Source organism: Streptomyces amakusaensis (genome assembly GCF_039532665.1).
Lineage (GTDB): Bacteria > Actinomycetota > Actinomycetes > Streptomycetales > Streptomycetaceae > Streptomyces > Streptomyces amakusaensis.
Genome location: NZ_BAAASB010000021.1, coordinates 105,568 through 128,016 on the forward strand (window position 1 = coordinate 105,568; position 22,449 = coordinate 128,016).

Genomic DNA, 22,449 nt, shown 5'->3' on the forward strand with positions numbered 1-22,449 from the left:
CCGTACCAACGGGCAGTACCGACCCGCCGTACCGACCTGCTGTACGGACCCGACAACCGCACCCGGGGGACACAGATGACCGCACGTAACCGAAAATCGCTGATGATCGCGATCCGGACGCTCTTGTTCGCCACGCTGACCCTGATAGCCGTCTCTCTCTCGTTCGACCTCTCCTTCAGCGTCCTGTGGATCCTTGTGCCGGGCTTCACGGCGATGATCATCAGCATCGCGCTGGACCGGGCCGCCGCCAAGGACCACACCCCGCAGAAGCGGCCGTTCGCCGTCGAGGTCGAACCCCCGATCGCCGGCCGCTGGACCGCGCTCAACAGCCCCGCCGACAAGGTCCCCAGCCACAGGACGCACGCATACGGGCAGACGTACGCCATCGACATCGTCGCCGAACCCGAGGGCCCCGACGCCCCGGTCCGCCCCGGTTTCACTTGGCTCTGGCCCCTGGTCCGGCGCAACAGCGCCTTCCCCGCCTTCGGGGCCCCGCTGCTCGCCGTCGCGGACGCCACCGTCGTCCACGCCTCCGACGGCCAGCGCGACCATCTCAGCCGCAACTCCCTGCCGATGATCGCCTATCTGATGCTCATCGAGAGCTCACTGCGCGACGTGACGGGCCCGGCCACCATCGTCGGCAACCGGATCGTGCTCGACCTCGGCGACGGCGTCTACGCGGCCTACGCACATGTCCAGCGCGGTTCGCTCGCCGTCCGCGCGGGCGACCGGGTACGCGCGGGCCAGCCCATCGCCCGCGTCGGGAACTCGGGCAACTCCGGCGAGCCGCATCTGCACTTCCAGCTGATGGACGGCCCCGACCTGGACAGCGCCAAGGGGATCCCCTTCAGCTGGCGCGGCATCGGAGTCCCCGCCAACGGCGAGACGTTCACCGCCGACGCACCCGCGCCCGCCGACGCACCCGCGCCCGCGGCCGAGCCTGCGCCCCTCGCCGACACGATCTAGGGTCGATGCCATGCCACCGGCCCGCAAACGCCTCCGCGCCTATGACCCCGTGAAGACCCGAGCCGCCGTCCTCGCCCAGTTCGAGCAGGTCGCGGCGGCGGTCGCCACCCTCACCCCCGAGCAGCTCGCCCTGCCCACCCGGCTCGGCGACTGGACCGTACGCGAACTGGCCGCCCATCTCTCGACGGTGCTCGGCCCGCTGCTCGAAAGCCTCGCCCTGCCCGAGCCGCCGAAGGCCGAAGTCGCGCTGATGGAGTGGCCCTTCCGTACGGCGGGCGCGGCGGCCGACATCGAGGAGACCGCCATCGGACTGGCCGCCGGGGCGGCCCCCGCCGAGCTGATCGCCGATGTCGCCGCCCGGATCGGGGAAGCGCTCGGCCGGGCCTCCGACGACCGAGCGGTGCCCACCCGCTTCGGCCCCATGCGGCTCGCGGACTACCTGGTCACCCGTACCGTCGAACTGGTCGTCCACACCGACGACCTCAACGACGCGACCGGGCTGGACATCCCCTTCGACCGGCACGCGCTCGCCACCGCCACCCGGCTGCTCGCCGACGCCCTCGCGCTCAGGGCCCCGGGCGGCTCCGTGGAGGTGCGGATCCCGCCGTACGCCGTGGTGCAGTGCGTCGAGGGCCCCCGGCACACCCGGGGCACCCCGCCCAATGTGGTCGAGACCGACCCGCTGACCTGGGTACGGCTCGCCACCGGGCGTACGGGATGGGCGAAGGCCCTGGAGTCGGCGAAGGTCGCGGCGAGCGGTGAACGGGCCGATCTGGACGCGCTGCTGCCGGTGCTGGGCTGAGCGCGGGACGGGCGGGGGAACCGGACCCGGCCCCCGCCCGTCCCAGGGGCATGCGAAACGAGCTGAGCGTCCCCCTCACCGTCCTGGCCCTTCTCGCGCTCGCCGCCTGCGGCTCCGGCAGCGAAGACGGCTCCGGCTCCGGCTCCGCCAAGCCCGCCGGCGCGCCCGACCTCCCCATCACCGGTGTGCACTGGACCTTCGACAGCATCACCGTCGACGGAAAGAAGACCAGCGCCCCCGCCGGCGCGCATGTCGAGATCACCGAGAAGGGCCGTGCCCAGGGCAGCTACGGCTGCAACCGCTTCGGCGCCACGGCGAAGCTCGACGGCGACACCGTCACCCTCGGCCCTTCGGAGATGCACCTCGTCGGCTGCGACCCGGAGACCGATCGGTTCGAGACAAACGCCAAGCGCGTCTTCGCCGGACGCCTCAAGGCCCAACTGGCGGGCAAGAAGCTCACCCTGACCAGCGCCGGGGGCGACACCGTCGCCCTCACCTCCCAGGACCCGGCCCCGCTCATCGGCACCACCTGGACGGTGGACTCGCTGCTCACCGGGGACATCGCCGAGCCGCTGCCCGCCGGTACGGAGAAGTCCGCGCGGCTGACCTTCACCAAGGACGGCAAGGTCCGCGGAAACCTCGGCTGCAACAACTTCAGCGCGCCCGCGAAGGTCACCGGTTCGAAGATCACCCTCGGCCGGATCACCGCCACCCGCATGATGTGCGCCGGCACGGCCGGACAGGTGGAGGCCCATCTGCTCGCCGTGCTCGACAAGGAGGTCACCTACAACCTGCTGCACCGCGGGCTCACCCTCACCGGACCGGCCGACAAACGCCTCTCCGCCGTCGCCGGCAGGTAGACTTCCGGGCCCGGCCGCGGCAGAGATCCCGGCCCCCGCCCGGTGACCGGACCGTCACCGAGAGCCCACGGGTCCCCCCAATTCGGACCGGTGGTCGATCTCGCCTACACTCGGTGCCGTGCCACGTGGTGACGGTCGACTCAATCACGATCTGCTCCCCGGCGAGAAAGGCCCCCAGGACGCTTGTGGCGTCTTCGGGGTCTGGGCTCCGGGTGAAGAGGTCGCAAAACTGACGTACTTCGGGCTCTACGCCCTCCAGCATCGAGGCCAGGAATCCGCCGGAATCGCGGTGAGCAACGGTTCCCAGATCCTCGTCTTCAAAGACATGGGCCTCGTCTCACAGGTTTTCGACGAAACCTCCCTCGGTTCCCTGCGCGGACATATCGCTGTCGGTCACGCGCGCTACTCGACCACTGGAGCATCCGTCTGGGAGAACGCGCAACCGACTTTCCGGGCCACGGCCCATGGCTCCATCGCCCTCGGGCACAACGGAAATCTGGTCAATACGGCCCAGCTCGCGGAGATGGTCGCCGACCTTCCCCGCCAGGACGGCCGCGCCACCCAGGTGGCGGCCACCAATGACACCGATCTGGTCACCGCACTCCTCGCGGGCCAGGTGGACGACGACGGCAAGCCGCTGACCTCGGAACAGGCCGCCGCCCGAGTCCTCCCCGAAGTCCGGGGCGCCTTCTCGCTCGTCTTCATGGACGAGACCACGCTCTACGCCGCCCGGGACCCCCAGGGCATCCGCCCGCTGGTGCTCGGCCGGCTCGACCGGGGCTGGGTGGTGGCCAGTGAGTCCGCCGCCCTCGACATCTGCGGTGCGAGCTTCGTCCGGGAGATCGAGCCGGGCGAGCTGATCGCCATCGACGAGAACGGCATCCGCACCTCGCGATTCGCGGAAGCGAAGCCCAAGGGCTGTGTCTTCGAGTATGTCTATCTGGCCCGCCCCGACACCGACATCGCCGGCCGGAGCGTCTATCTCTCCCGGGTGGAGATGGGCCGGAAATTGGCCAAAGAAGCTCCTGTCGACGCCGACCTGGTCATAGCGACTCCGGAGTCCGGCACCCCCGCCGCGATCGGCTACGCCGAGGCGAGCGGGATCCCCTACGGCTCCGGGCTCGTCAAGAACGCCTATGTCGGCCGGACCTTCATCCAGCCCTCGCAGACCATCCGTCAGCTCGGCATCCGCCTCAAGCTGAACCCCCTCAAGGAAGTCATCAAGGGCAAGCGGCTGGTCGTCGTCGACGACTCCATCGTCCGCGGCAACACCCAGCGCGCCCTGGTCAAGATGCTCCGCGAAGCCGGTGCGGCCGAGATCCACGTACGGATCTCCTCCCCGCCGGTGAAGTGGCCCTGCTTCTTCGGCATCGACTTCGCCACCCGCGCCGAGCTGATCGCCAACGGGATGACGATCGATGAGATCGGCACCTCCATGGGCGCCGACTCGCTCGCCTACATCTCCCTCGACGGCATGATCGAGGCGACCACCATCGCCAAGCCGAATCTCTGCCGTGCCTGCTTCGACGGCGAGTACCCGATGGAGCTTCCCGACCCCGAGCTGCTCGGCAAGCAGCTGCTCGAAACCGAGCTGGCGGGCGGCACCGACGCCGCCGACGCACTCCGCCGCCCCTAGGTTCCCGTGCTCCGCCGCACGGTGATCCACAGCGCCGTGGATCACCGGGAGGCGGCCCGCGGCCGGGGCTCCGCAGTACCGACACGAAAGCTCTCTCCGTCATGACATCTGAGTCTTCTGTACCTGCTCCGCAGGCGGGCACCGGTGCCAGCTACGCCGGCGCGGGCGTCGACATCGAAGCCGGTGACCGCGCCGTCGAGCTGATGAAGGAGTGGGTGAAGCGGACCCGCCGCCCCGAGGTCTTCGGCGGCATCGGCGGATTCGCCGGTCTCTTCGACGTCTCGGCGCTCAAGCGCTACGAGCGTCCGCTGCTGGCCACCGCCACCGACGGCGTCGGCACCAAGGTCGACCTCGCCCGCAAGCTCGGTGTGTACGACACCATCGGCCACGACCTCGTCGGCATGGTCGTCGACGACATCGTGGTCTGCGGTGCCGAGCCGCTCTTCATGACCGACTACATCTGTGTCGGCAAGGTCCACCCCGAGCGGGTCGCCGCCATCGTCAAGGGCATCGCCGAGGGCTGTGTGCTGGCCGGCTGCGCGCTGGTCGGCGGCGAGACCGCCGAGCACCCGGGCCTGCTCGGCGAGGACGACTTCGATGTCGCCGGCGCGGGCACCGGTGTGGTCGAGGCGGACCGGCTGCTGGGCGCGGATCGTATCCGTACGGGGGACACGGTCATCGCGATGGCCTCCTCCGGCCTTCACTCCAACGGGTACTCACTGGTCCGCCATGTCCTCCTGGACCAGGCGGGAATGGCCCTGGAGTCCCATGTGGAGGAGTTCGGGCGGACTCTGGGCGAAGAACTGCTCGAACCCACCAAGATCTACTCTCTGGACTGCCTGGCGCTCATCCGGACCGCCGAGGTGCATGCCTTCAGCCATGTCACCGGCGGCGGTCTTGCCAACAACCTCGCCCGTGTGGTGCCGGACGGACTGCACGCCACGGTCGACCGTTCGACCTGGACGCCCGCGCCGGTCTTCGATCTCGTCGGCAGGACCGGCCGGGTCGAGCGGCTGGAGCTGGAGAAGACGCTGAACATGGGCGTCGGCATGATCGCCGTCGTGCCCGAGGAGTCGGCGGACGCGGCGCTGACCCTCCTCAAGGACCGAGGCGTCGAGGCATGGGTCGCCGGAGAGATCACCGAGCGCGGCGATCACTCCACCGGCGCGACCCTCGTCGGCGACTACGCCTGATCAGAGGCTCGCACCAGGGTCGGGCCGTTCATGGGGAGCGGCCCGGCCCGAACACCGATCCGAACAGCACAGAACCCGGTCCGGAGTGATCCGGACCGGGTCAGTTGCCAGCTACGACGTCAAGCGCCGCGGCGATGTGACGACGGACCGGACTCTTCGTCCTCGTCCTCATCGTCGTTGTACATCTCCGCGTACCGCGCGTACGGGTCGTCTTCCTCGTCGTCGTCGTCCTCGAACGGCTCCGGATTCGGAGGCTGGCTCGAAGTCGAAGCGCCCAGCTCGTTGGCCAGACGCGACAGGTCAGTCCCGCCGCTGTTGTACTTCAGCTGGCGGGCGACCTTTGTCTGCTTGGCCTTGGCCCGGCCGCGCCCCATGGCTCGACCCCCTCGGTGACGGGGCTCGACGGCCCCAGAGTCTTGACACGCGTTCATGAGTCGGAACGGACTCCCCGCGGGGAGACCGGCCCGTAGGGCTTCAACGGTACCTGCTTCCGCAGCCATACGGTACGCCGCCCGCATGACGTGCCACTTCGCAGGACCCGCGAGGAGCCCCGTCCTCGCTGGTCAACTGCGATATTAACCTCTTCTTGGCGGTCGACCCGCCGACCGGGGTGAGTCTTGTCTCCCGACGCGGCGGGCCGAAGCCATGATCATCTTCAGGGCCGGCGGGCCTCCGCCATCCGCTGCTCGGCGATCCGGTCCGCCGCGACGGCCGGCGGAACACCCTCTTCATTCGCACGTGCGAATATTTCCAGCGTGGTGTCGTAGATCCGGGCCGCCTGGGCCTTGCACCGGTCGAAGTCGAAGCCGTGCAGTTCGTCGGCGACCTGGATGACTCCGCCCGCGTTCACCACATAGTCGGGGGCGTAGAGGACGGAGCGGTCGGAGAGATCCTTCTCGACGCCCGGGTGCGCGAGCTGGTTGTTGGCCGCGCCGCAGACCACCTTCGCGGTGAGCACCGGCACGGTGTCGTCGCCGAGCGCGCCGCCGAGCGCGCAGGGCGCGTAGATGTCCAGCCCCTCGATCCGGATCAGCGTGGCTGTGTCCGCCACCGCGGTGACCTGAGGATATTTGGCCTGAATTCGCCGTACGGATTCTTCGCGCACATCCGTGACGACAACCTTCGCGCCGTCTTGAATCAGATGGTTCACCAGGTGATGACCCACCTTGCCGACACCGGCGACCCCGACCAGCCGTCCGCTGAGCGAGGGGGATCCCCACAGGTGCTGGGCGGATGCCCGCATGCCCTGGAAGACGCCGTACGCGGTGAGTACGGAGGAGTCGCCCGCGCCGCCGTTCTCGGGGGAGCGGCCGGTGGCCCAGCGGGTCTCGCGGGCCACCACGTCCATGTCGGCGACGTAGGTGCCGACGTCGCAGGCGGTCACGTACCGCCCGCCGAGCGACTCGACGAAGCGGCCGTAGGCGAGCAGCAGCTCCTCGCTCTTGAGGGTCTCGGGGTCTCCGATGATCACTGCCTTGCCGCCGCCGTGCCCGAGGCCGGCCAGGGCGTTCTTGTACGACATCCCGCGGGCGAGGTTCAGCGCGTCGGCGACGGCCGCCGCCTCGGTCGCGTACGGATGGAAACGGGTGCCGCCCAGGGCCGGGCCCAGGGCGGTGGAGTGGATGGCGATCACGGCTTTCAGACCGGAGGCGCGGTCCTGGCAGAGCACGACCTGCTCATGGCCGCCCTGGTCCGAGCGGAACAGGGTGTGCAGTACATCGACGGAAGCGCCGGTCACATCGGTCACTGTGGTGACTCCCAGGTAAGAAGCGGCGGATGAGGGACCATCCTGTGGGTGGGGACGGTCCGATTGGGCACGAGGGTAAGTGCTGAACGGGCGTGGATCGGGCGCAGTGCCCAGGATCACCCCCTGGCGGAGTACGGGCAGGGAAGGATTTGCGACATGCCGGCGGTGTCCTCGGTTCTGGTCCCCTATGCGGCCTACTTGCGGGTGTACGAGCCCCTGGAGGCCTTTCCGCGCCCCGAGCGCGAGCACTGGACGCGCTACGCGCAGCGCGGCCGGACCCCCACGGCCCAGGATGAACTGCGCAGGTCACTGGCGGATTTGCTGCCCACCCCGCCGATCGCGGTGCCGGTGCACGAGAGCGCCGAGGCCTTTGTGACCGAGGTGGACGGCGTGGTGCGGATCTGCCCCTGGCGCACCCGGCTGCGGGGCTGGCTGGCCCTGGAGGAGCTGGTGCGGGAGCTCCCGCCCGCGCTGCTGGACGCGGTGCTTCCGCCGGTGGTCAGGGCCCAGGCGGCGGCGGACTGGGGGCGGTGGCGCGAGCGCAATCCGGACGCCCGTCCATGGATCAGGAGCGCGGTCTGGCAGGTGCCGGTCCGCTGGTTCGTGCTCTTCGCCGACGAGGAGCGGGCCTATGAGCCGGCCGGTCCCGGCGCGGCAGCCCTGCGCTACCGCACCCCGATGGTGGAGGCCCGCCGCCGGACCGCCCGGGCGCTGAAGGCGCTGCGCGACTCCGCGGACGCGGGTCCGCTGATCGAAGGGCTGGTCGAGGTGGGGCGGTGGCTGGAGGAGTTCCATCCGCGCTCGCTGGTGGAGCTGGACTACGGGGGCCTGGTGCACGCGCTCTCCGGGGAGCGGCTCGCCGACGACCACTCGGCGGCGGATGTGGCGGAGGGGATCGCCGCGCTGCGATCGGGCGACGGTGACGCCGCGGGGGAGGCATATGCCCGGCTTGTGGCCCGATGGCGGGTAGTGAGGGACCTTCAATTCGCAAACTGAGCGAATGTGTGGATGATTGAGGCCTTCCGTCCAGGCCCTAGGTCCCGATCCGGGCCTTTGTCTCAAGCGTGACGGACTGCACTATCTGGGCCCTTGCGCCCATCGCCTACCCTCGTGTCAAAATAGGACAAGGAGTCCGGGGAGGGTTCCTTCCGTCCAACTAAGGGCGGAATGCTCGGCATTGCGCTCTATGGGGGGTCTGATGGCTCCTGATCACTCTGTGACTGATCGTCACTGTGGCGTGACTGTCCGCTATGGCCTGGTCCATCGGCGTTCAGCCACTGATGAACACCTCAGAGGGCAATTCCGTCGGTTTGGCCGACGTGGCTGGACAGATGGTGTAGTTGTAGTGCCGAGGACAAGCCGTTCGTCCTATAACCGACTCGGCCCGCGTCCGCCATTTCGGGCAACGCGGGTCAAGGTGCAGAATTTAGAGGAATGAACCGAGAAGGTTCGGTTCTCCCGAGGAGGCCGCTCATGACCGCTCGCACCCCTGATGCCGAGCCGCTGCTGACCCCGGCTGAGGTCGCCACGATGTTCCGCGTGGACCCGAAGACGGTGACCCGCTGGGCGAAGGCAGGCAAGCTCACGTCGATTCGTACGCTCGGCGGACATCGCCGGTACCGCGAGGCAGAGGTTCGCGCACTGCTCGCGGGTATCCCGCAGCAGCGCAGCGAGGCCTGAGAGCCTTGCAGACCGGGCCTTTCCGGGACCCCCATCCCGGTTGAGCCCACCTTTTGAGATGTTGCTCCACCCGCCTGATGTCTGCCCCAACAGACCTCGGACATCGATCGCGCTGGACTCCGCCGGGTCCAGCGCGATTTTTTTGTGCGCGGGGCGGTGCGGGGCCGGCCTCGGCCAGGGTGCGGAAGCTATGGCTCCGGGGGAGGGTGCCCAAGCTGTGGGACGGCCGCTCAAGGGGTAGTGCAATTGCACATATTAAATTGGTTGGTTGTAGGCGGGCGTTAAGCACCTGGGTTCTGAAAACCTATACGGTGACACCCGTCACACCGTGCAGCCCTTGCCATTGTCGAGCGTGTCACTTCCGGGGCCGGGTTCCATCGGGCCGAAGTCACTCACCGCCGGGACCTTCGTCCTCGGTGCGGGCGCGGGGGCCGGAGGGCTCCATGGCGAGCCGCAGCAGGCGGTGGCAGACCGCGCAGTGCCTCGTGAGGTGCCGATAGCCGGACGCGGCCGCCAGATGGGCCCGCAGGAGTGCTCTGGTCTCGTGTCGTCTCGCCGTGGCCGTCGCCATGCGCGTCACCTCCGCGGGTGGTGTGTGCGCCGGCCCGCGATGGGCCTTAAGGAGTGGGTACCGGGGGAGGGGGAGGCCGTCAAGGCGGCGGGGTACGGCGAAGGCCCGCATCCTTGGGGGACGCGGGCCTTCAACTGCGGTCCTGACGGGATCTGCTGTGCCCGTTTCGCGGCTCCGCCGCAGTGCGCGGCCTCCGGCTGCGCGGGATACGACGAGAGCCCGCATTCTCATCGAATGCGGGCTCTCAACTGCGGTCCTGACGGGATTTGAACCCGCGGCCTCCACCTTGACAGGGTGGCGAGCACTCCAAGCTGCTCCACAGGACCAGGTTTCGCAGTCCGATTGTTGCGTTGGCCTGCGAGATGAAACTGTACAGCAGCGGTGGCCCGGCGGTCGAACTCGCTCTGGGTGACAGGGGTGTCACGGAGCCAGGGCGTCGATCGCCTTCACGATGCGCTTGTCGGAGACGGGGTACGCGGTGCCCAGGGCATGGGCGAAATAGCTCACCCGCAGCTCCTCGATCATCCAGCGGACGTCCCGCACCTCCTGCGGCACGGGCCGCCCCTTGGGCAGCTGCTCCAGCAGCCAGGCGTACTCGTCCTGCATCTCGTGGACCTTCTCCATCCGGGTGGTGTCGCGCTGGACGGAGGTCGGCATCTGCTGGAGCCTGCGGTCCACGGCGACCAGATAGCGCATCAGGTCCGGGAGCCGCCGCAGCCCGGTGCGGGTGACGAAGCCGGCGGGCACGAGGGCCGCCAGCTGCTCCCGGACGTCCTGGACGTTGTTGATCAGCGTCAGGCTCTTGGTGGCCTTCAGACGGCGCTCACAGGCCTGCCAGGCGGCCAGGATCTGCTGCACCTGGCCCACCGTGCGCACGGTGGTGTCCACCAGGTCGGCGCGGACCGAGTCGTAGAGCTTCCGGTAGGACTCCTCGTCCCACGCGGGGCCGCCGTGGTCGGCGAGCAGCTTGTCCGCCGCCGCCGTCGCGCAGTCGTCGAAGAGGGCCTGTATCGAGCCGTGCGGATTGCCGGAGAGCGCGAGCTTCTGCTGATTGGTGAGCTTGTCCGAGGCGAACTTCGCCGGGTTCACCGGGATGTTCAGCATGATCAGCTTCCGGGTGCCCCGCCACATCGCCTGGCGCTGCTCGGCCTGGGTGTCGAAGAGGCGTACGGAGACGGTCTCGCCCGTCTCCACCAGCGCCGGGTAGGCCTTGACCGGCTGGCCCGCCCGCCGGGTCTCGAAGACCTTGCTGAGGGAGCCGATGGTCCAGTCCGTGAGGCCCGTGCGCTCGATCGACTCGCCCGCCGGGCCCGCCGTCGCCGCGGCGGCCTGGGAGAGCGCCTGGCGGGCCTTGGGGCGCAGCTTCAGCTTCAGCGCCTCCAGGTCCTTGTCCTCGGCGAGCTTGCGCCGCCGCTCGTCGACGATCCGGAAAGTGATCTTCAGGTGCTCGGGGACCTTGGCCAGGTCGAAGTCCTCCGGGGAGACGGGGACCCCGACCATCCGCTGGAGTTCGCGCGCGAGCGTCACCGGCAGCGGCTCCTGGAGCGGAACCGCTCGCTCCAGGAACTTCCCGGCGTAGTTCGGCGCGGGCACGTAATGGCGGCGGACGGGCTTCGGCAGAGAGCGGATCAGTTCGATCACGACCTCTTCGCGCAGCCCGGGGATCTGCCAGTCGAATCCGCCGTCGGTGACTTGATTCAGTACCTGGAGGGGGATGTGGACGGTGACTCCGTCCGCGTCCGCACCTGGCTCGAATTGATAGGTCACCCGGAACTTCAGCCGCCCCTGTCGCCAGGAGTCCGGATAGTCGTCCTTGGTGACCGCGCCGGCCTTCTCATTGATGAGCATCTCGCGCTCGAAGTCGAGAAGCTCGGGCTCCTCCCGGTGTTTCCGCTTCCACCAGGAGTCGAAGTGCGCGCCCGACACGACATCGTCGGGCACCCGGCGGTCGTAGAAGTCGAAGAGGGTCTCGTCGTCCACCAGGATGTCGCGCCGTCTGGCGCGGTTCTCCAACTCCTCGACCTCGGTGAGAAGCCGGCGGTTGGCGGCGAAGAATTGGTGATGGGTACGCCAGTCGCCCTCGACGAGAGCGTTGCGGATGAAAAGATCCCGCGACACCTCGGGGTCGATCCGGCCGTAGTTCACCTTGCGCTGCGCGACGATCGGCACCCCGTACAGCGTGACCTTCTCGTACGCCATCACCGCTGCCTGGTCCTTCTCCCAGTGCGGCTCGCTGTAGGTGCGCTTGAGCAGATGCCCGGCGAGCGGCTCGACCCACTCCGGCTCGATCTTCGCGTTGACCCGGGCCCAGAGCCGTGAGGTCTCCACCAGCTCGGCGGACATCACCAGCCGGGGGGGCTTCTTGAAGAGCGCGGAACCGGGGAAGACGGCGAATTTGGCACCGCGTGCGCCGAGGTACTCGTTTTTGGCCTCAGTGTCTTTCAGGCCAATGTGCGAGAGCAGTCCGGAGAGCAGCGAGATATGGACACTCGTCTCCGGGCCGTCCTCCTCGTTGATGTGAATCCCCATGGTCTTGGCGACCTGGCGCAGCTGGGCGTAGATGTCCTGCCACTCGCGGATCCGCAGGAAGTTCAGATACTCCTGTTTGCACATGCGGCGGAAACTGGAGGAGCCCCGTTCCTTCTGCTGCTCCCGGACATAGCGCCAGAGATTGAGGTAGGCGAGGAAGTCGGAGGTCTCGTCCTTGAAGCGGGCGTGCTGCTGATCGGCCTGGGTCTGCTTCTCGGCCGGACGCTCGCGCGGGTCCTGGATGGAGAGCGCGGCGGCGATCACCATCACCTCGCGGACGCAGCCGTTCTTGTCGGCCTCGACGACCATCCGGGCCAGCCGGGGGTCGACCGGCAGCTGGGAGAGCTTGCGTCCGAGCGGGGTGAGCTTCTTTTTCGGATCCTTCTGCGCGGGGTCGAAGGCCCCCAGCTCCTGGAGCAGCTGTACGCCGTCGCGGATGTTGCGGTGGTCCGGCGGGTCGATGAAGGGGAACTTCTCGATGTCGCCGAGGCCGGCCGCCGTCATCTGGAGGATGACCGAGGCCAGGTTGGTGCGGAGGATCTCGGCGTCGGTGAACTCGGGACGCGCGTCGAAGTCGTCCTCGGAGTAGAGCCGGACGCAGATGCCGTCGGAGGTACGGCCGCAGCGGCCCTTGCGCTGATTGGCGCTGGCCTGGCTGATCCGCTCGATGGGCAGCCGCTGGACCTTGGTGCGATGGCTGTAGCGGGAGATCCGGGCGGTGCCGGGGTCGATGACGTACTTGATGCCCGGGACGGTCAGCGAGGTCTCGGCGACATTGGTCGCCAGAACGATCCTGCGGCCGGTGTGGGCCTGGAAGACCCGGTTCTGCTCGGCGTGCGAGAGCCGGGCGTACAGCGGCAGGACCTCGGTGAAGCGGTAGTTCCTCTTGTTCAGCGCGTCCGCCGTGTCGCGGATCTCGCGCTCGCCGGAGAGGAAGACCAGGATGTCGCCCTTGCCCTCGCCCTGGAGTTCCTCGACGGCGTCGCAGATCGCGGTGATCTGGTCGCGGTCGCTCTCCTCGCTGTCGTCCTCCAGGAGCGGGCGGTAGCGGACCTCGACCGGGTAGGTGCGTCCGCTGACCTCGACGATCGGGGCGTCGCCGAAGTGGCGCGAGAACCGCTCGGGGTCGATGGTCGCGGAGGTGATGACGACCTTGAGGTCCGGCCGCTTGGGCAGCAGCTGGGCGAGGTAGCCGAGGAGGAAGTCGATGTTGAGCGAGCGCTCGTGGGCCTCGTCGATGATGATCGTGTCGTAGGCGCGCAGCTCGTGGTCGGTCTGGATCTCGGCGAGCAGGATGCCGTCCGTCATCAGCTTGACGAAGGTGTCGCCGCCGACCTGGTCGGTGAAGCGGACCTTCCAGCCGACGGCCTCGCCGAGCGGGGTGTTCAGCTCCTCGGCGACACGCTCGGCGACCGTGCGGGCCGCGATCCGTCTCGGCTGGGTGTGGCCGATCATGCCGCGCACCCCCCGGCCCAGCTCCATACAGATCTTGGGGATCTGGGTCGTCTTTCCGGACCCGGTCTCACCCGCGACGATCACCACTTGGTGGTCGCGTATCGCGGCGAGGATCTCGTCCCGTTTCTGGCTGACCGGCAGCTGTTCGGGATAGCTGATCGGGGGGATCCGCTCGGCGCGGCGGGTCACCCGCGCGGCGGATTTTCCGGCCTCGGCGGCGATCTCGTCCAGCACGGCCTGCCGCGCCTCGGGCTTACGGATGCGGCGGGCCCCTTCCAGACGGCGGCCCAGCCGGTGGGCGTCGCGGAGCGACACCCCCGCCAGCAGCGTCTGAAGGTCGGCGAAGGAAGTAGACATACGGCTCCCAGGATCGCACCCCCGTCAAAGCACTGGCGAACCCATTTCCCCCGGAAGCTGGTGCAGTATGGAACAGATCATTCAGCCGCCCTCGGCCCCGCTGCCCGGAGCCGGGGGTTCCGTTCTCCCGCAGGGGAAGGAAACCGCGCGTCCATGCAGCTCAGCCGCGTCCGCCGGAGCGCACTGCTGCCGCTCCTCGCGTCCGTGCTGCTGGCGATGGTCCTCGCGCTGGTGGTGGCCCTGTGCCCGCCGTCGTACGCGGACTCCGCCCGGAGCGCGGTCCCGGTGGCGCAGGACCGGACGCCCGGCTGCGGCAGCGGGGCCGACGGCGACCGGGGGGCGCACCCCGCGCCGCCGTCGCGCGGCGGGCTCTCGTACGAGCCCGCGCCGGTCCCGTACGACACACACGGCGCCGACGGCACGCCGGGGAGCACCCCGTGCGCCGGAGCGGCGCCCGATCGCGGCCCGACCCCGCTGGATCCGCCGACTCCGCTGGATCTGTCCATCCTGCGCCTTTAAGACCCCCAGGCCCGGACTCCGCCCTCGGATGCCCGCTTTGTCGCTTTCCCTGGCCCGGTTCCGCCGCCACTCCCTCTCTCCGCGGCCCGCCCCCGCCACGGCCCGTTCCGCCGTCAGGCCCGCTGCCGGGCCCGGCCGGACGACCCCATTTTGCTCATGCTCGGCCCTCCGCTCAGCTCTCGCCCAGCTCTCGTTCAGGAGTAACCACCCTCATGTCCCCCTCCCCCCGGCCCGCTCAGAAACGGCCCTCCGCCTCCCCCCGCAAGCCGCTGCTCATCGGCGCGGGCGTCGTCGCCGCGGCCCTGCTGCTCGGCTACGCCTCGTACAGCGCGACCAAGCCCGAGGACCCGCCCGCCGCCCGGACTCCGGCCGCCGCCGCCTCCGCGGACTCCTCCGCCGATCCGCGGGGCGGCGCTTACGCCGAGCTGGAGAAGCTCGCCCGTCGCGAGGCGAAGGACCCGCTCTCGATCGGCCGGGCGGACGCTCCCGTCGTCATGGTCGAGTACGCCGACTTCAAGTGCGGCTACTGCGGGAAGTTCGCCCGGGACACCGAACCCGAACTGATCGAGAAGTATGTGGAGAGCGGGGTGCTGCGCATCGAGTGGCGCAACTTCCCGATCTTCGGCGAGGAGTCGGAGGCCGCCGCCCGCGCCGCCTGGGCGGCCGGCCGGCAGGGCCGGTTCTGGCAGTTCCACTCCGCCGCGTACGCCGAAGGGGCGAAGGAGAAGGGGTACGGACCGGACCGGCTGAAGGCGCTCGCGAAGGAGGCGGGCGTCGCCGACGCGGCCCGCTTCGCCCGGGACCTCGACAGCGAGGAGGCCAGGGCGGCGGTCAAGCGGGACCAGGACGAGGCCTATGGGCTGGGCGCGGCCTCCACCCCGTCCTTCCTGGTCAACGGCCGGCCGATCGCGGGCGCACAGCCCATGGGGACCTTCACCGAGGCGATCGAATCGGCGCTCGCCGCGGCGAAGCCCGCCGGGAAGCCCGCCGGACCTGCCGGGAAGCCCGCCGGGAAGCCTGCGGAAGAGTCCTCCGAAGAACCCTCCGAGAAGGCCGGGCGATGACCGACATCGGCTATCTCGCCGCCTTCCTCGGGGGACTGCTCGCCCTGGTCAGCCCGTGCAGCGCCCTCCTGCTGCCGGCGTTCTTCGCATACTCGCTCGACTCCGCCGGCCGGCTGCTGCTGCGCACCGGGATCTTCTACGCCGGACTCGCGACCACCCTGGTCCCCCTCGGGGTGGCCGGCTCCTACGCGGGCCGGTTCTTCTACGGCAACCGCGATCTGCTGGTCACGGCCGGCGGCTGGCTGATCATCGCGCTCGGCGCGGCCCAGATCCTCGGCCTCGGCTTCGCCTCCCGCCGCGCCGCCCGGCTCTCCGGCCGGATCCGTCCGACCACCGCCCTCCCCGTCTACGCGCTCGGCCTCGTCTACGGTCTCGCGGGCTTCTGCGCGGGCCCCATCCTCGGCAGTGTGCTGACGGTGTCCGCGCTGAGCGGCAGCCCGGTCTACGGCGGTCTGCTGCTCGCCGTCTACGCCCTGGGCATGGCGGTGCCGCTCTTCGTGCTGGCCCTGCTCTGGGAGCGGCACGATCTGGGCCGCCGCCGCTGGCTGCGGGGCCGGCCCCTTCGCCTCGGCCCGCTGCGGGCGCACTCCACCTCGCTCGTCTCCGGCCTGTTCTTCATCGTCCTCGGCTCCCTCTTCCTCGTCTTCGACGGGACGACGGCCCTGCCCGGCCTGCTCTCGGTGGACGACTCCTTCGCCGCCGAGCGCTGGGCGGGCGAACTGGGCGAGGCGGTCCCGGACTGGGCGCTGCTGATCGTCCTGGTGGCGGTGGCCGCGATGACCCTGGGCGCGCGGGGCTGGAAGCGCCGCACCGAGCGGGACGCCGGGAGCGCCGAGGCCGGTGCCGAGGCCGGTGCCGGTGCCGGTGCCGGGGCCGGGGCCGGGAAGGAGGCATAACGGCGAAAGGCCCCGTCCACGGGACGGGGCCTTTCGAACTGTGGCTGGGGCCGGGATCGAACCGGCGACCTATCGCTTTTCAGGCGATCGCTCGTACCAACTGAGCTACCCAGCCACGCGACTCTTAAGAGTCACAGCGGTCCTGACGGGATTTGAACCCGCGGCCTCCACCTTGACAGGGTGGCGAGCACTCCAAGCTGCTCCACAGGACCAAGCATTGTGTGAGCACAAGTCTCACACAAAGTATTGCGTGCCCCCAACGGGATTCGAACCCGTGCTACCGCCTTGAAAGGGCGGCGTCCTGGGCCACTAGACGATGAGGGCTAAGGGCCCGCCTGCGCGCCTTCCGGCGCGTCGGGGACGTGAGAAGCATATGGGATGTCGGGAGGTATCGCCAAAACGCTTTTCCCGAGGGTGGAGCGGGCGGGCTCCGGCCGCTCCGTGCGGGCGGTTGTACGGGGTCCTGCGAGGGGCCGGGGCCGTACGGCCGTACGGGTGTTCGTCGCTGAACGTCGCTGAGGGGGAGGGACCGGCTCGGCCTGTGACTCAGCCCCAGCCCAGCTCGTGCAGCCGGTCGTCCTCGATCCCGAAGTGGTGGGCGATCTCGTGGACGACGGTCACGGCGACCTCGTGGACCACGTCCTCCGCCGTCTCGCAGTAGCGCAGGGTCGGGCCCATGTAGATCGAGATCCGGTCCGGCAGGACCCCCGCGTACCACTCGCCGCGCTCCGTGAGCGGCGTCCCCTCGTAGAGCCCCAACAGCTCCGGATCGGACGGGTCCGGTTCGTCCTCGACAAACACGGCCACGTTGTCCATGACCCGGGTCAGCTCGGGCGGAATCGTGTCCAGGGCCTCGGCCACCAGCTCTTCGAAGGCGTCGCGCGTCATCTCCAGCACCTGGCCATTGTCCGGGAAGAGCGCCGGTTCCGGCGTACGGCGGGGGAATCCCTTCCGGCCCGGGGCGAGAATGCTCCCGTGGCGACAGGCGTACCGAGAGCGGAACCGGACGGGGACGGCTTCCCGGAGTCCGGGCGGCGGCGGGCCGAGCCGTCCGGGCCCCGGCTGTGGGTGCTCCTCGCGGTGATCGCGGCGGGCGGCGCGACCGGGGCGCTGGCGCGGTACGCGATCACCCTGGCCCTGCCCGCCGGCGACGGCTTCCCCTGGGCCACCCTCATGGTCAACGCCGCCGGGTCCGCGCTGATCGGCGTGGTGATGGTGCTGGTCGGCGAGGGCCGGGGCCGCTGGGGGCACCCGCTGGCGCGCCCGTTCGCCGGGGTGGGGGTGCTGGGCGGCTTCACCACCTTCTCGGCGTACGCGCTGGACTTCCGCGAGCTGCTGGCGCGCGGCGAGCAGTGGCTCGCGCCCGCGTACGCGGGGGGAACAGTGCTCGCCTGCTTCACCGCCGTCTGGGCGGGCGCGGCTCTGACCAGGTCATTCGTTAGGCGGAGCGCACAGTGAACTGGCTCCTGGTGGCTCTCGGCGCGGCCGTCGGCGCGCCTCTGCGCTTCCTGGTCGACCGGGCGATCGGGGCGCGCCACGGCTCGCCCTTCCCCTGGGGCACCCTCACCGTCAACGCGGCGGGCTGTCTGCTGCTGGGGGCGCTCGCGGGGGTCGCGGTCTCCTCACCGGCGTACGCCCTGCTCGGTACGGGGCTGTGCGGCGCGCTCACCACGTACTCGACCTTCTCGTACGAGACGCTCCTGCTGGCCGAGCGCGGACGGGCGGCGCTCGCGGCGGCGAATACGGCCGCTTCGCTGCTCGTGGGGATCGGATCGCTGTTCCTGGGGCTGGAGTTGGCGCGCGGCTGAGGGGCCGGGTGCTCGTCGGCGGGGCTCGGCGCGCGGACCGTTGCCGGATACAGCGGTGTGGGTCGTGTACTTGTCAGGCGTGGGGGCGTGTCCCTTGTGGGGCGCGGGGAGTTGGGCAGTGAAACCTGTGTTCTGTCCCCTGTGCTGTTCCCCGGAGGTGCCCTCGTGCGCCATTTGTCCGTCCCCGGCCGTCTGGCTGTCGCGTTCGCCGCCTCGCTGGCGCTCGCGTCCTCGGCCGGCTGTATGAGCGTGAGCGACGACAAGAGCGGAAGCCCCGCCCCCAGCAAGTCGGACGACCGGCCGGACACCGCGCCCGAGCCGGACGGCGGCCATGTGGGACCGGGCGGCGGGCGCCACGCGGGCGGCGGCCGGCCCGCCGTGAGCCCCGGCAGATCCGGCGAGCGCGAGCGCGCCGCCGTGCCGAAGCCGCCCGCGAGCCCGAGCGGCGGGGCGACGGCGGCGGCCCGGTCCACGCCCCGGCCGTCCACGGGCCCGATGCGCCCGAAGCCCGCCGGTCCCACCCCCGAGCCGACCCAGACCCCGTCCGCCACCCCCGTACCGCCGTCCTCCACGCCGCCGCCGAAGGAGACGCCGACGTCCGAGCCGCCGAAGGAGACCCCCACGGAGCAGCCCACCGAGCCCACCGAGCAGCCGTCGGCCTCCTCGGCCCCCGAGGTCCACGCGGGGGCGATGCGCACGGCGGAGGCGTACGGCCGGGGGATGCGCGGAGAGCCGATGGCCTCGCCGCGGCCGGGCCCGGTGTGAGGGGCGTGCGGAGAGGCGTGTAATGCGGGTCACTCCGATGTGGTTTGCCTTGGGTGGGGGAGGGTGCGTATGGTGGTAGATCGTTTGATCCCATTGCCCGGCGCCGAAAAAGAAGCGCGCCGTGTGGCGCGTACTCTCCCTAGCCGTGGCTGACCGCATAGAGGCGGTCGAATTGCGAAATCACGGAGTTTGGGCGCGTGCCGAGACTCCGGAAGGTTTCGCATTTCGCATGTCCACTTTCAGTACTGATCACGCCGTCATGCCCGAGAACAACGACGAGACCGTCGCCGAGACCGCTGTGGTCGCCGAGGTTTCCGAGGTTGTCGAGACCCCCGAGGTTGTTGAGATCATTGAGGTCTCCGACGTCGTTGAGGTCGCCGAGGTGACCGAGGTCGTCGAGACCGCTGAGGTCTCCGAGACCGCCGAGGCTGCCGAGTCCTTCGAGGACTCCGCCGACTCCGACACTGACGCCGATGTCGACGCCGACGCCGAGCCCGCCGAGCCGACCCTCACCTTCGGTGACCTGGGTCTGCCCGAGGGCGTCGTCCGCAAGCTGGCGCAGAACGGCGTCACCGCCCCCTTCCCGATCCAGGCCGCGACCATCCCGGACGCCCTGGCCGGCAAGGACATCCTCGGCCGCGGCCGTACCGGCTCCGGCAAGACGCTCTCCTTCGGCCTCCCGCTGCTGGCGACGCTCTCCGGCGGCCACACCGACAAGAAGAAGCCGCGCGGCGTCATCCTGACCCCGACCCGTGAGCTGGCCATGCAGGTCGCGGACGCGCTCCAGCCGTACGGCGACGTCCTCGGCCTGAAGATGAAGGTCGTCTGCGGCGGTACGTCCATGGGCAACCAGATCTACGCCCTGGAGCGCGGTGTCGACATCCTCGTCGCCACCCCGGGCCGACTGCGCGACATCATCAACCGCGGCGCCTGCTCCCTGGAGCAGGTCCAGGTGACGATCCTGGACGAGGCCGACCAGATGTCCGACCTGGGCTTCCTGCCCGAGGTCACCGAGCTGCTCGACCAGGTTCCGTCCGGCGGCCAGCGCATGCTGTTCTCCGCCACGATGGAGAACGAGATCAGCACCCTGGTCAAGCGCTACCTGTCGAACCCGGTCACCCACGAGGTCGACAGCGCCCAGGGCAACGTCACGACCATGACCCACCACGTCCTCGTCGTGAAGCCGAAGGACAAGGCGCCGGTCACGGCCGCCATCGCCGCCCGCAAGGGCCGCACCATCATCTTCGTCCGCACCCAGCTGGGCGCGGACCGCATCGCCGAGCAGCTCCGCGAGGCGGGCGTGAAGGCCGACGCGCTCCACGGCGGCATGACCCAGGGCGCGCGTACCCGCACGCTGGCCGACTTCAAGGACGGCTACGTCAACGCGCTCGTCGCGACCGACGTCGCCGCCCGAGGCATCCACGTCGACGGCATCGACCTGGTCCTCAACGTGGACCCGGCCGGCGACCACAAGGACTACCTCCACCGCTCGGGCCGTACCGCCCGCGCCGGCAAGTCCGGTGTGGTCGTCTCCCTGTCGCTGCCGCACCAGCGCCGTCAGATCTTCCGTCTGATGGAGGACGCGGGCGTCGACGCCTCGCGCCACATCGTCGGCGGCGCCGGCGCCTTCGACCCCGAGGTCGCCGAGATCACCGGTGCGCGCTCGCTCACCGAGGTCCAGGCCGACTCCGCCAACAACGCCGCCAAGCAGGCCGAGCGCGAGGCCGCCGACCTGGCCCGCCAGCTGGAGCGCGTCCAGCGCCGCGCGACCGAGCTTCGCGAGGAGGCCGACCGCCTGGTCGCCCGTGCCGCCCGCGAGCGCGGTGACGACCCGGAGACCGCCGTCGCCGCCGTCACCGAGGCCGCCGAGGCCGAGCTGGAGGCCGCCGTGGCCGCCGCCGCGGTGCCCGAGCAGCAGCAGACCGACCGTCGCGACGACCGCGGCAACTTCGACCGCCGTGGCGGTGGCCGTTCCTTCGACCGCCGTGACGAGCGCCCCTCCTCGGGCGGCTTCCGCCGTGACGACCGTCGCGACGACCGCCGTGACGACCGTGGCGGCCGTTCGTTCGACCGTCGTGACGAGCGCCCCTCGTCCGGTGGCTTCCGCCGTGACGACCGTCCGTCCTCCGGCGGTTTCCGTCGCGACGACCGTCCGTCCTCCGGCGGTTTCCGCCGTGACGACCGTCCGTCCTCGGGCGGTGGCCGTTCCTTCGAGCGTCGTGACGAGCGCCCCTCGTCCGGTGGCTTCCGTCGCGACGACCGTCCGTCCTCCGGCGGTTTCCGCCGTGACGACCGTCCCTCGGGTGGCTTCCGCGGCGACGACCGCCGTGACGAGCGTCCCGCCTCCGGCGGTTTCCGTCGCGACGACCGCCCCTCCGGCGGCCACCGCGGCAGCGACCGTCCGTTCAACCGCGACCGTCGCGACGACCGCCCCACCGGCGGCGGCTTCCGCGCCGGCTCCTCCGACCGCCCGTACGCCCGTCGCGACGACCACCGCGGCGGCGGCACCGGCACCGGCACGAACACCGGCTCCTTCGGCCGTCGTGACGACAAGCCCCGCTGGAAGCGCAACGGCTGATTGACCCCGCGGGGCCCGTACCTCCTCCGAGGCACGGGCCCCGCCCCCTTTTCCCCACCCCCGGCCGCCCCCTGACGGTCCCTCCGCCCCACTTCGGCACTCCGTGATCGGATACCCGATCGGCGCACGCGCCAGGGCCAGCTATGCTCGGGGATGAGTTGCCGAGGGCCGTTAGCTCAATTGGCAGAGCAGCGGACTTTTAATCCGTTGGTTGTGGGTTCGAGTCCCACACGGCCTACCGGCCGCAGGGCCGGGCGTAAGCCCGTGACCTGCGAAGAAGCGCCCCACCCGAGTCCAATCGGGTGGGGCGCTTCCGCGTTTTCCCGGTCACGCCCCCCGTCACTTCCCCGCCGGACGGGCCCCGCGCTCGACGGCGAGGGCGCTGATCCGCTCGGCCAGCGCCGTGTCCAGCGCCGTGATGGCACCCCCGGCGTCATGGGTGTTGAGCGCGAAGCCGACCGTCCCGTACAGCACGGTGATCTCCGCGTGGTGATTCGCCTCGTCCTCGGCCGCCGCCACCGCCGCGTAGAACCCGGGGACGGCAGCACGGTCGGCCTTGTAGACGGCGGCCAGCCTGCCGTCCTGAGCCGTCCAGCCGGGAAGGTCGGCGAGTGCCTGGGCGATTTCGGCGTCGGTGAGGGGGGTGGCTGCCATGGGTGTGCTCCTTCGGAGTCTTCGGAGTTGGCTCGTGCTCCGGCCGAGGCCTCTCGCTCCTCGCGGCGGCGGGCCGACCGGAGCCCTGCGGCGATCCTCGCGGATGCGGCGGCCGGGTTCACGGACCGTTCTTCGGGTTCACCGGCCGCGCCCCCGGCGATCCCGAGCGGGGGCACGGCCGCGAGAAGCGGGACTACGGCGCGGGTTCGTACGTCACCGAGGTCCCGGAACACTGGGCCGCGAGGACGAAGAGGCGGTCCTGTTCGGCCTCGTCGGCGGTGAGGTTCCAGCGGAGCTTGGTGGCGGTCCATTCGGAGAGGTAGCGGCAGAGGGCGTCGGGGGCCGGGGGGAGCCATTGGGCGGGGTCCT

The 22,449-nt window shown here is 70.3% G+C and carries 20 protein-coding genes, 5 tRNA genes and 1 pseudogene; 15 read left to right on the forward strand and 11 right to left on the reverse strand.

Annotation, left to right across the window (positions count from 1 at the left end; genetic code table 11):
* Positions 1 to 75: 75 nt before the first annotated feature.
* From ABD371_RS29770 to purM, 5 genes are all read left to right on the forward strand, one after another.
* Positions 76 to 966 (forward strand): M23 family metallopeptidase, encoded by an 891-nt coding sequence (locus ABD371_RS29770; RefSeq protein ID WP_344483672.1) that lies wholly within the window; start codon positions 76 to 78, stop codon positions 964 to 966.
* 10 nt (positions 967 to 976) lie between these two features.
* A complete protein-coding gene (locus tag ABD371_RS29775; protein ID WP_344483675.1) occupies positions 977 to 1,768 on the forward strand; it encodes a maleylpyruvate isomerase family mycothiol-dependent enzyme in 792 nt (263 codons plus the stop codon).
* A gap of 50 nt (positions 1,769 to 1,818) precedes the next feature.
* On the forward strand, positions 1,819 to 2,628 hold the full coding sequence (locus ABD371_RS29780; RefSeq protein WP_344483678.1) for an META domain-containing protein: 810 nt from the start codon (positions 1,819 to 1,821) through the stop codon (positions 2,626 to 2,628).
* Positions 2,629 to 2,746: 118 nt separating this feature from the next.
* A complete protein-coding gene (purF, locus tag ABD371_RS29785) occupies positions 2,747 to 4,264 on the forward strand; it encodes an amidophosphoribosyltransferase (protein WP_344483681.1) in 1,518 nt (505 codons plus the stop codon).
* A gap of 101 nt (positions 4,265 to 4,365) precedes the next feature.
* The gene (purM, locus tag ABD371_RS29790; protein WP_344483684.1) at positions 4,366 to 5,457 is read left to right on the forward strand and encodes a phosphoribosylformylglycinamidine cyclo-ligase; all 1,092 of its coding nucleotides are present in this window, start codon (positions 4,366 to 4,368) and stop codon (positions 5,455 to 5,457) included.
* 119 nt (positions 5,458 to 5,576) lie between these two features.
* Here purM and ABD371_RS29795 read toward each other — a convergent pair whose 3' ends face one another.
* Entirely contained in the window at positions 5,577 to 5,831 is a 255-nt protein-coding gene (locus ABD371_RS29795) for a DUF3073 domain-containing protein (protein WP_190126241.1), read from the reverse strand.
* A 281-nt stretch (positions 5,832 to 6,112) separates the two neighbouring features.
* Complete coding sequence (locus tag ABD371_RS29800) at positions 6,113 to 7,204, reverse strand: Leu/Phe/Val dehydrogenase (RefSeq protein WP_344483688.1); 1,092 nt, start codon at positions 7,202 to 7,204, stop codon at positions 6,113 to 6,115.
* A 156-nt stretch (positions 7,205 to 7,360) separates the two neighbouring features.
* Between ABD371_RS29800 and ABD371_RS29805 the strand changes: the two genes are divergently transcribed.
* Together ABD371_RS29805 and bldC are read left to right on the forward strand one after the other, a co-directional pair.
* The gene (locus ABD371_RS29805; RefSeq protein WP_344483691.1) at positions 7,361 to 8,200 is read left to right on the forward strand and encodes a DUF8083 family protein; all 840 of its coding nucleotides are present in this window, start codon (positions 7,361 to 7,363) and stop codon (positions 8,198 to 8,200) included.
* A gap of 477 nt (positions 8,201 to 8,677) precedes the next feature.
* The gene (gene bldC, locus ABD371_RS29810) at positions 8,678 to 8,884 is read left to right on the forward strand and encodes a developmental transcriptional regulator BldC (protein WP_003949541.1); all 207 of its coding nucleotides are present in this window, start codon (positions 8,678 to 8,680) and stop codon (positions 8,882 to 8,884) included.
* A 388-nt stretch (positions 8,885 to 9,272) separates the two neighbouring features.
* Here the strand turns inward: bldC and ABD371_RS29815 are convergent, their stop codons facing one another.
* The 3 genes from ABD371_RS29815 to hrpA form a co-directional block, all read right to left on the reverse strand.
* Complete coding sequence (locus ABD371_RS29815; RefSeq protein ID WP_381735026.1) at positions 9,273 to 9,455, reverse strand: DUF6274 family protein; 183 nt, start codon at positions 9,453 to 9,455, stop codon at positions 9,273 to 9,275.
* Positions 9,456 to 9,706: 251 nt separating this feature from the next.
* A tRNA-Asp gene (locus ABD371_RS29820) sits at positions 9,707 to 9,781 on the reverse strand.
* 94 nt (positions 9,782 to 9,875) lie between these two features.
* Entirely contained in the window at positions 9,876 to 13,796 is a 3,921-nt protein-coding gene (gene hrpA / locus ABD371_RS29825; protein ID WP_344483694.1) for an ATP-dependent RNA helicase HrpA, read from the reverse strand.
* Positions 13,797 to 13,949: 153 nt separating this feature from the next.
* On the opposite strand from hrpA, the gene ABD371_RS29830 reads away from it, so the two are divergent.
* From ABD371_RS29830 to ABD371_RS29840, 3 genes are all read left to right on the forward strand, one after another.
* Positions 13,950 to 14,315: a hypothetical protein gene (locus tag ABD371_RS29830; protein WP_344483697.1), complete on the forward strand. Its 366-nt coding sequence runs from the start codon at positions 13,950 to 13,952 to the stop codon at positions 14,313 to 14,315.
* A gap of 212 nt (positions 14,316 to 14,527) precedes the next feature.
* Positions 14,528 to 15,379, forward strand: coding sequence for a DsbA family protein (locus tag ABD371_RS29835; RefSeq protein ID WP_344483700.1), 852 nt, complete (start codon positions 14,528 to 14,530; stop codon positions 15,377 to 15,379).
* Positions 15,376 to 16,275 (forward strand): cytochrome c biogenesis CcdA family protein, encoded by a 900-nt coding sequence (locus ABD371_RS29840; RefSeq protein WP_344483703.1) that lies wholly within the window; start codon positions 15,376 to 15,378, stop codon positions 16,273 to 16,275. Before ABD371_RS29835 ends, ABD371_RS29840 begins: the two co-directional genes overlap by 4 nt.
* A 41-nt stretch (positions 16,276 to 16,316) precedes the next feature.
* Here the strand turns inward: ABD371_RS29840 and ABD371_RS29845 are convergent.
* The 4 genes from ABD371_RS29845 to ABD371_RS29860 all read right to left on the reverse strand — a co-directional run bounded on the left by ABD371_RS29845 (position 16,317) and on the right by ABD371_RS29860 (position 17,172).
* Positions 16,317 to 16,390: transfer RNA gene (locus ABD371_RS29845), tRNA-Phe, on the reverse strand.
* A 22-nt stretch (positions 16,391 to 16,412) separates the two neighbouring features.
* Positions 16,413 to 16,487: transfer RNA gene (locus ABD371_RS29850), tRNA-Asp, on the reverse strand.
* Between the two features lie 39 nt (positions 16,488 to 16,526).
* Positions 16,527 to 16,599, reverse strand: a tRNA-Glu gene (locus tag ABD371_RS29855).
* Positions 16,600 to 16,821: 222 nt separating this feature from the next.
* A complete protein-coding gene (locus tag ABD371_RS29860; protein ID WP_190126249.1) occupies positions 16,822 to 17,172 on the reverse strand; it encodes a metallopeptidase family protein in 351 nt (116 codons plus the stop codon).
* Between the two features lie 78 nt (positions 17,173 to 17,250).
* On the opposite strand from ABD371_RS29860, the gene ABD371_RS29865 reads away from it, so the two are divergent.
* The 5 genes from ABD371_RS29865 (at position 17,251) to ABD371_RS29885 (ending at position 21,664) form a co-directional block, all read left to right on the forward strand.
* Positions 17,251 to 17,733 carry a fluoride efflux transporter FluC gene (locus ABD371_RS29865; RefSeq protein WP_344483706.1) on the forward strand — a complete coding sequence of 161 codons (483 nt, stop codon included), beginning with the start codon at positions 17,251 to 17,253 and terminating at the stop codon, positions 17,731 to 17,733.
* Positions 17,730 to 18,083 (forward strand): fluoride efflux transporter FluC, encoded by a 354-nt coding sequence (locus ABD371_RS29870; RefSeq protein WP_344483709.1) that lies wholly within the window; start codon positions 17,730 to 17,732, stop codon positions 18,081 to 18,083. The genes ABD371_RS29865 and ABD371_RS29870 overlap by 4 nt, the downstream gene beginning before the upstream one ends.
* Before the next feature lie 165 nt (positions 18,084 to 18,248).
* Complete coding sequence (locus ABD371_RS29875; protein ID WP_344483712.1) at positions 18,249 to 18,848, forward strand: hypothetical protein; 600 nt, start codon at positions 18,249 to 18,251, stop codon at positions 18,846 to 18,848.
* A gap of 229 nt (positions 18,849 to 19,077) precedes the next feature.
* Entirely contained in the window at positions 19,078 to 21,426 is a 2,349-nt protein-coding gene (locus ABD371_RS29880; RefSeq protein WP_344483715.1) for a DEAD/DEAH box helicase, read from the forward strand.
* Positions 21,427 to 21,591: 165 nt separating this feature from the next.
* Positions 21,592 to 21,664 (forward strand) — tRNA-Lys (locus ABD371_RS29885).
* Positions 21,665 to 21,765: 101 nt separating this feature from the next.
* Here the strand turns inward: ABD371_RS29885 and ABD371_RS29890 are convergent.
* Positions 21,766 to 22,080: a 4a-hydroxytetrahydrobiopterin dehydratase gene (locus ABD371_RS29890; RefSeq protein WP_344483718.1), complete on the reverse strand. Its 315-nt coding sequence runs from the start codon at positions 22,078 to 22,080 to the stop codon at positions 21,766 to 21,768.
* 193 nt (positions 22,081 to 22,273) lie between these two features.
* Positions 22,274 to 22,449, reverse strand: a pseudogene (locus ABD371_RS29895) (HNH endonuclease); the annotation flags it as partial.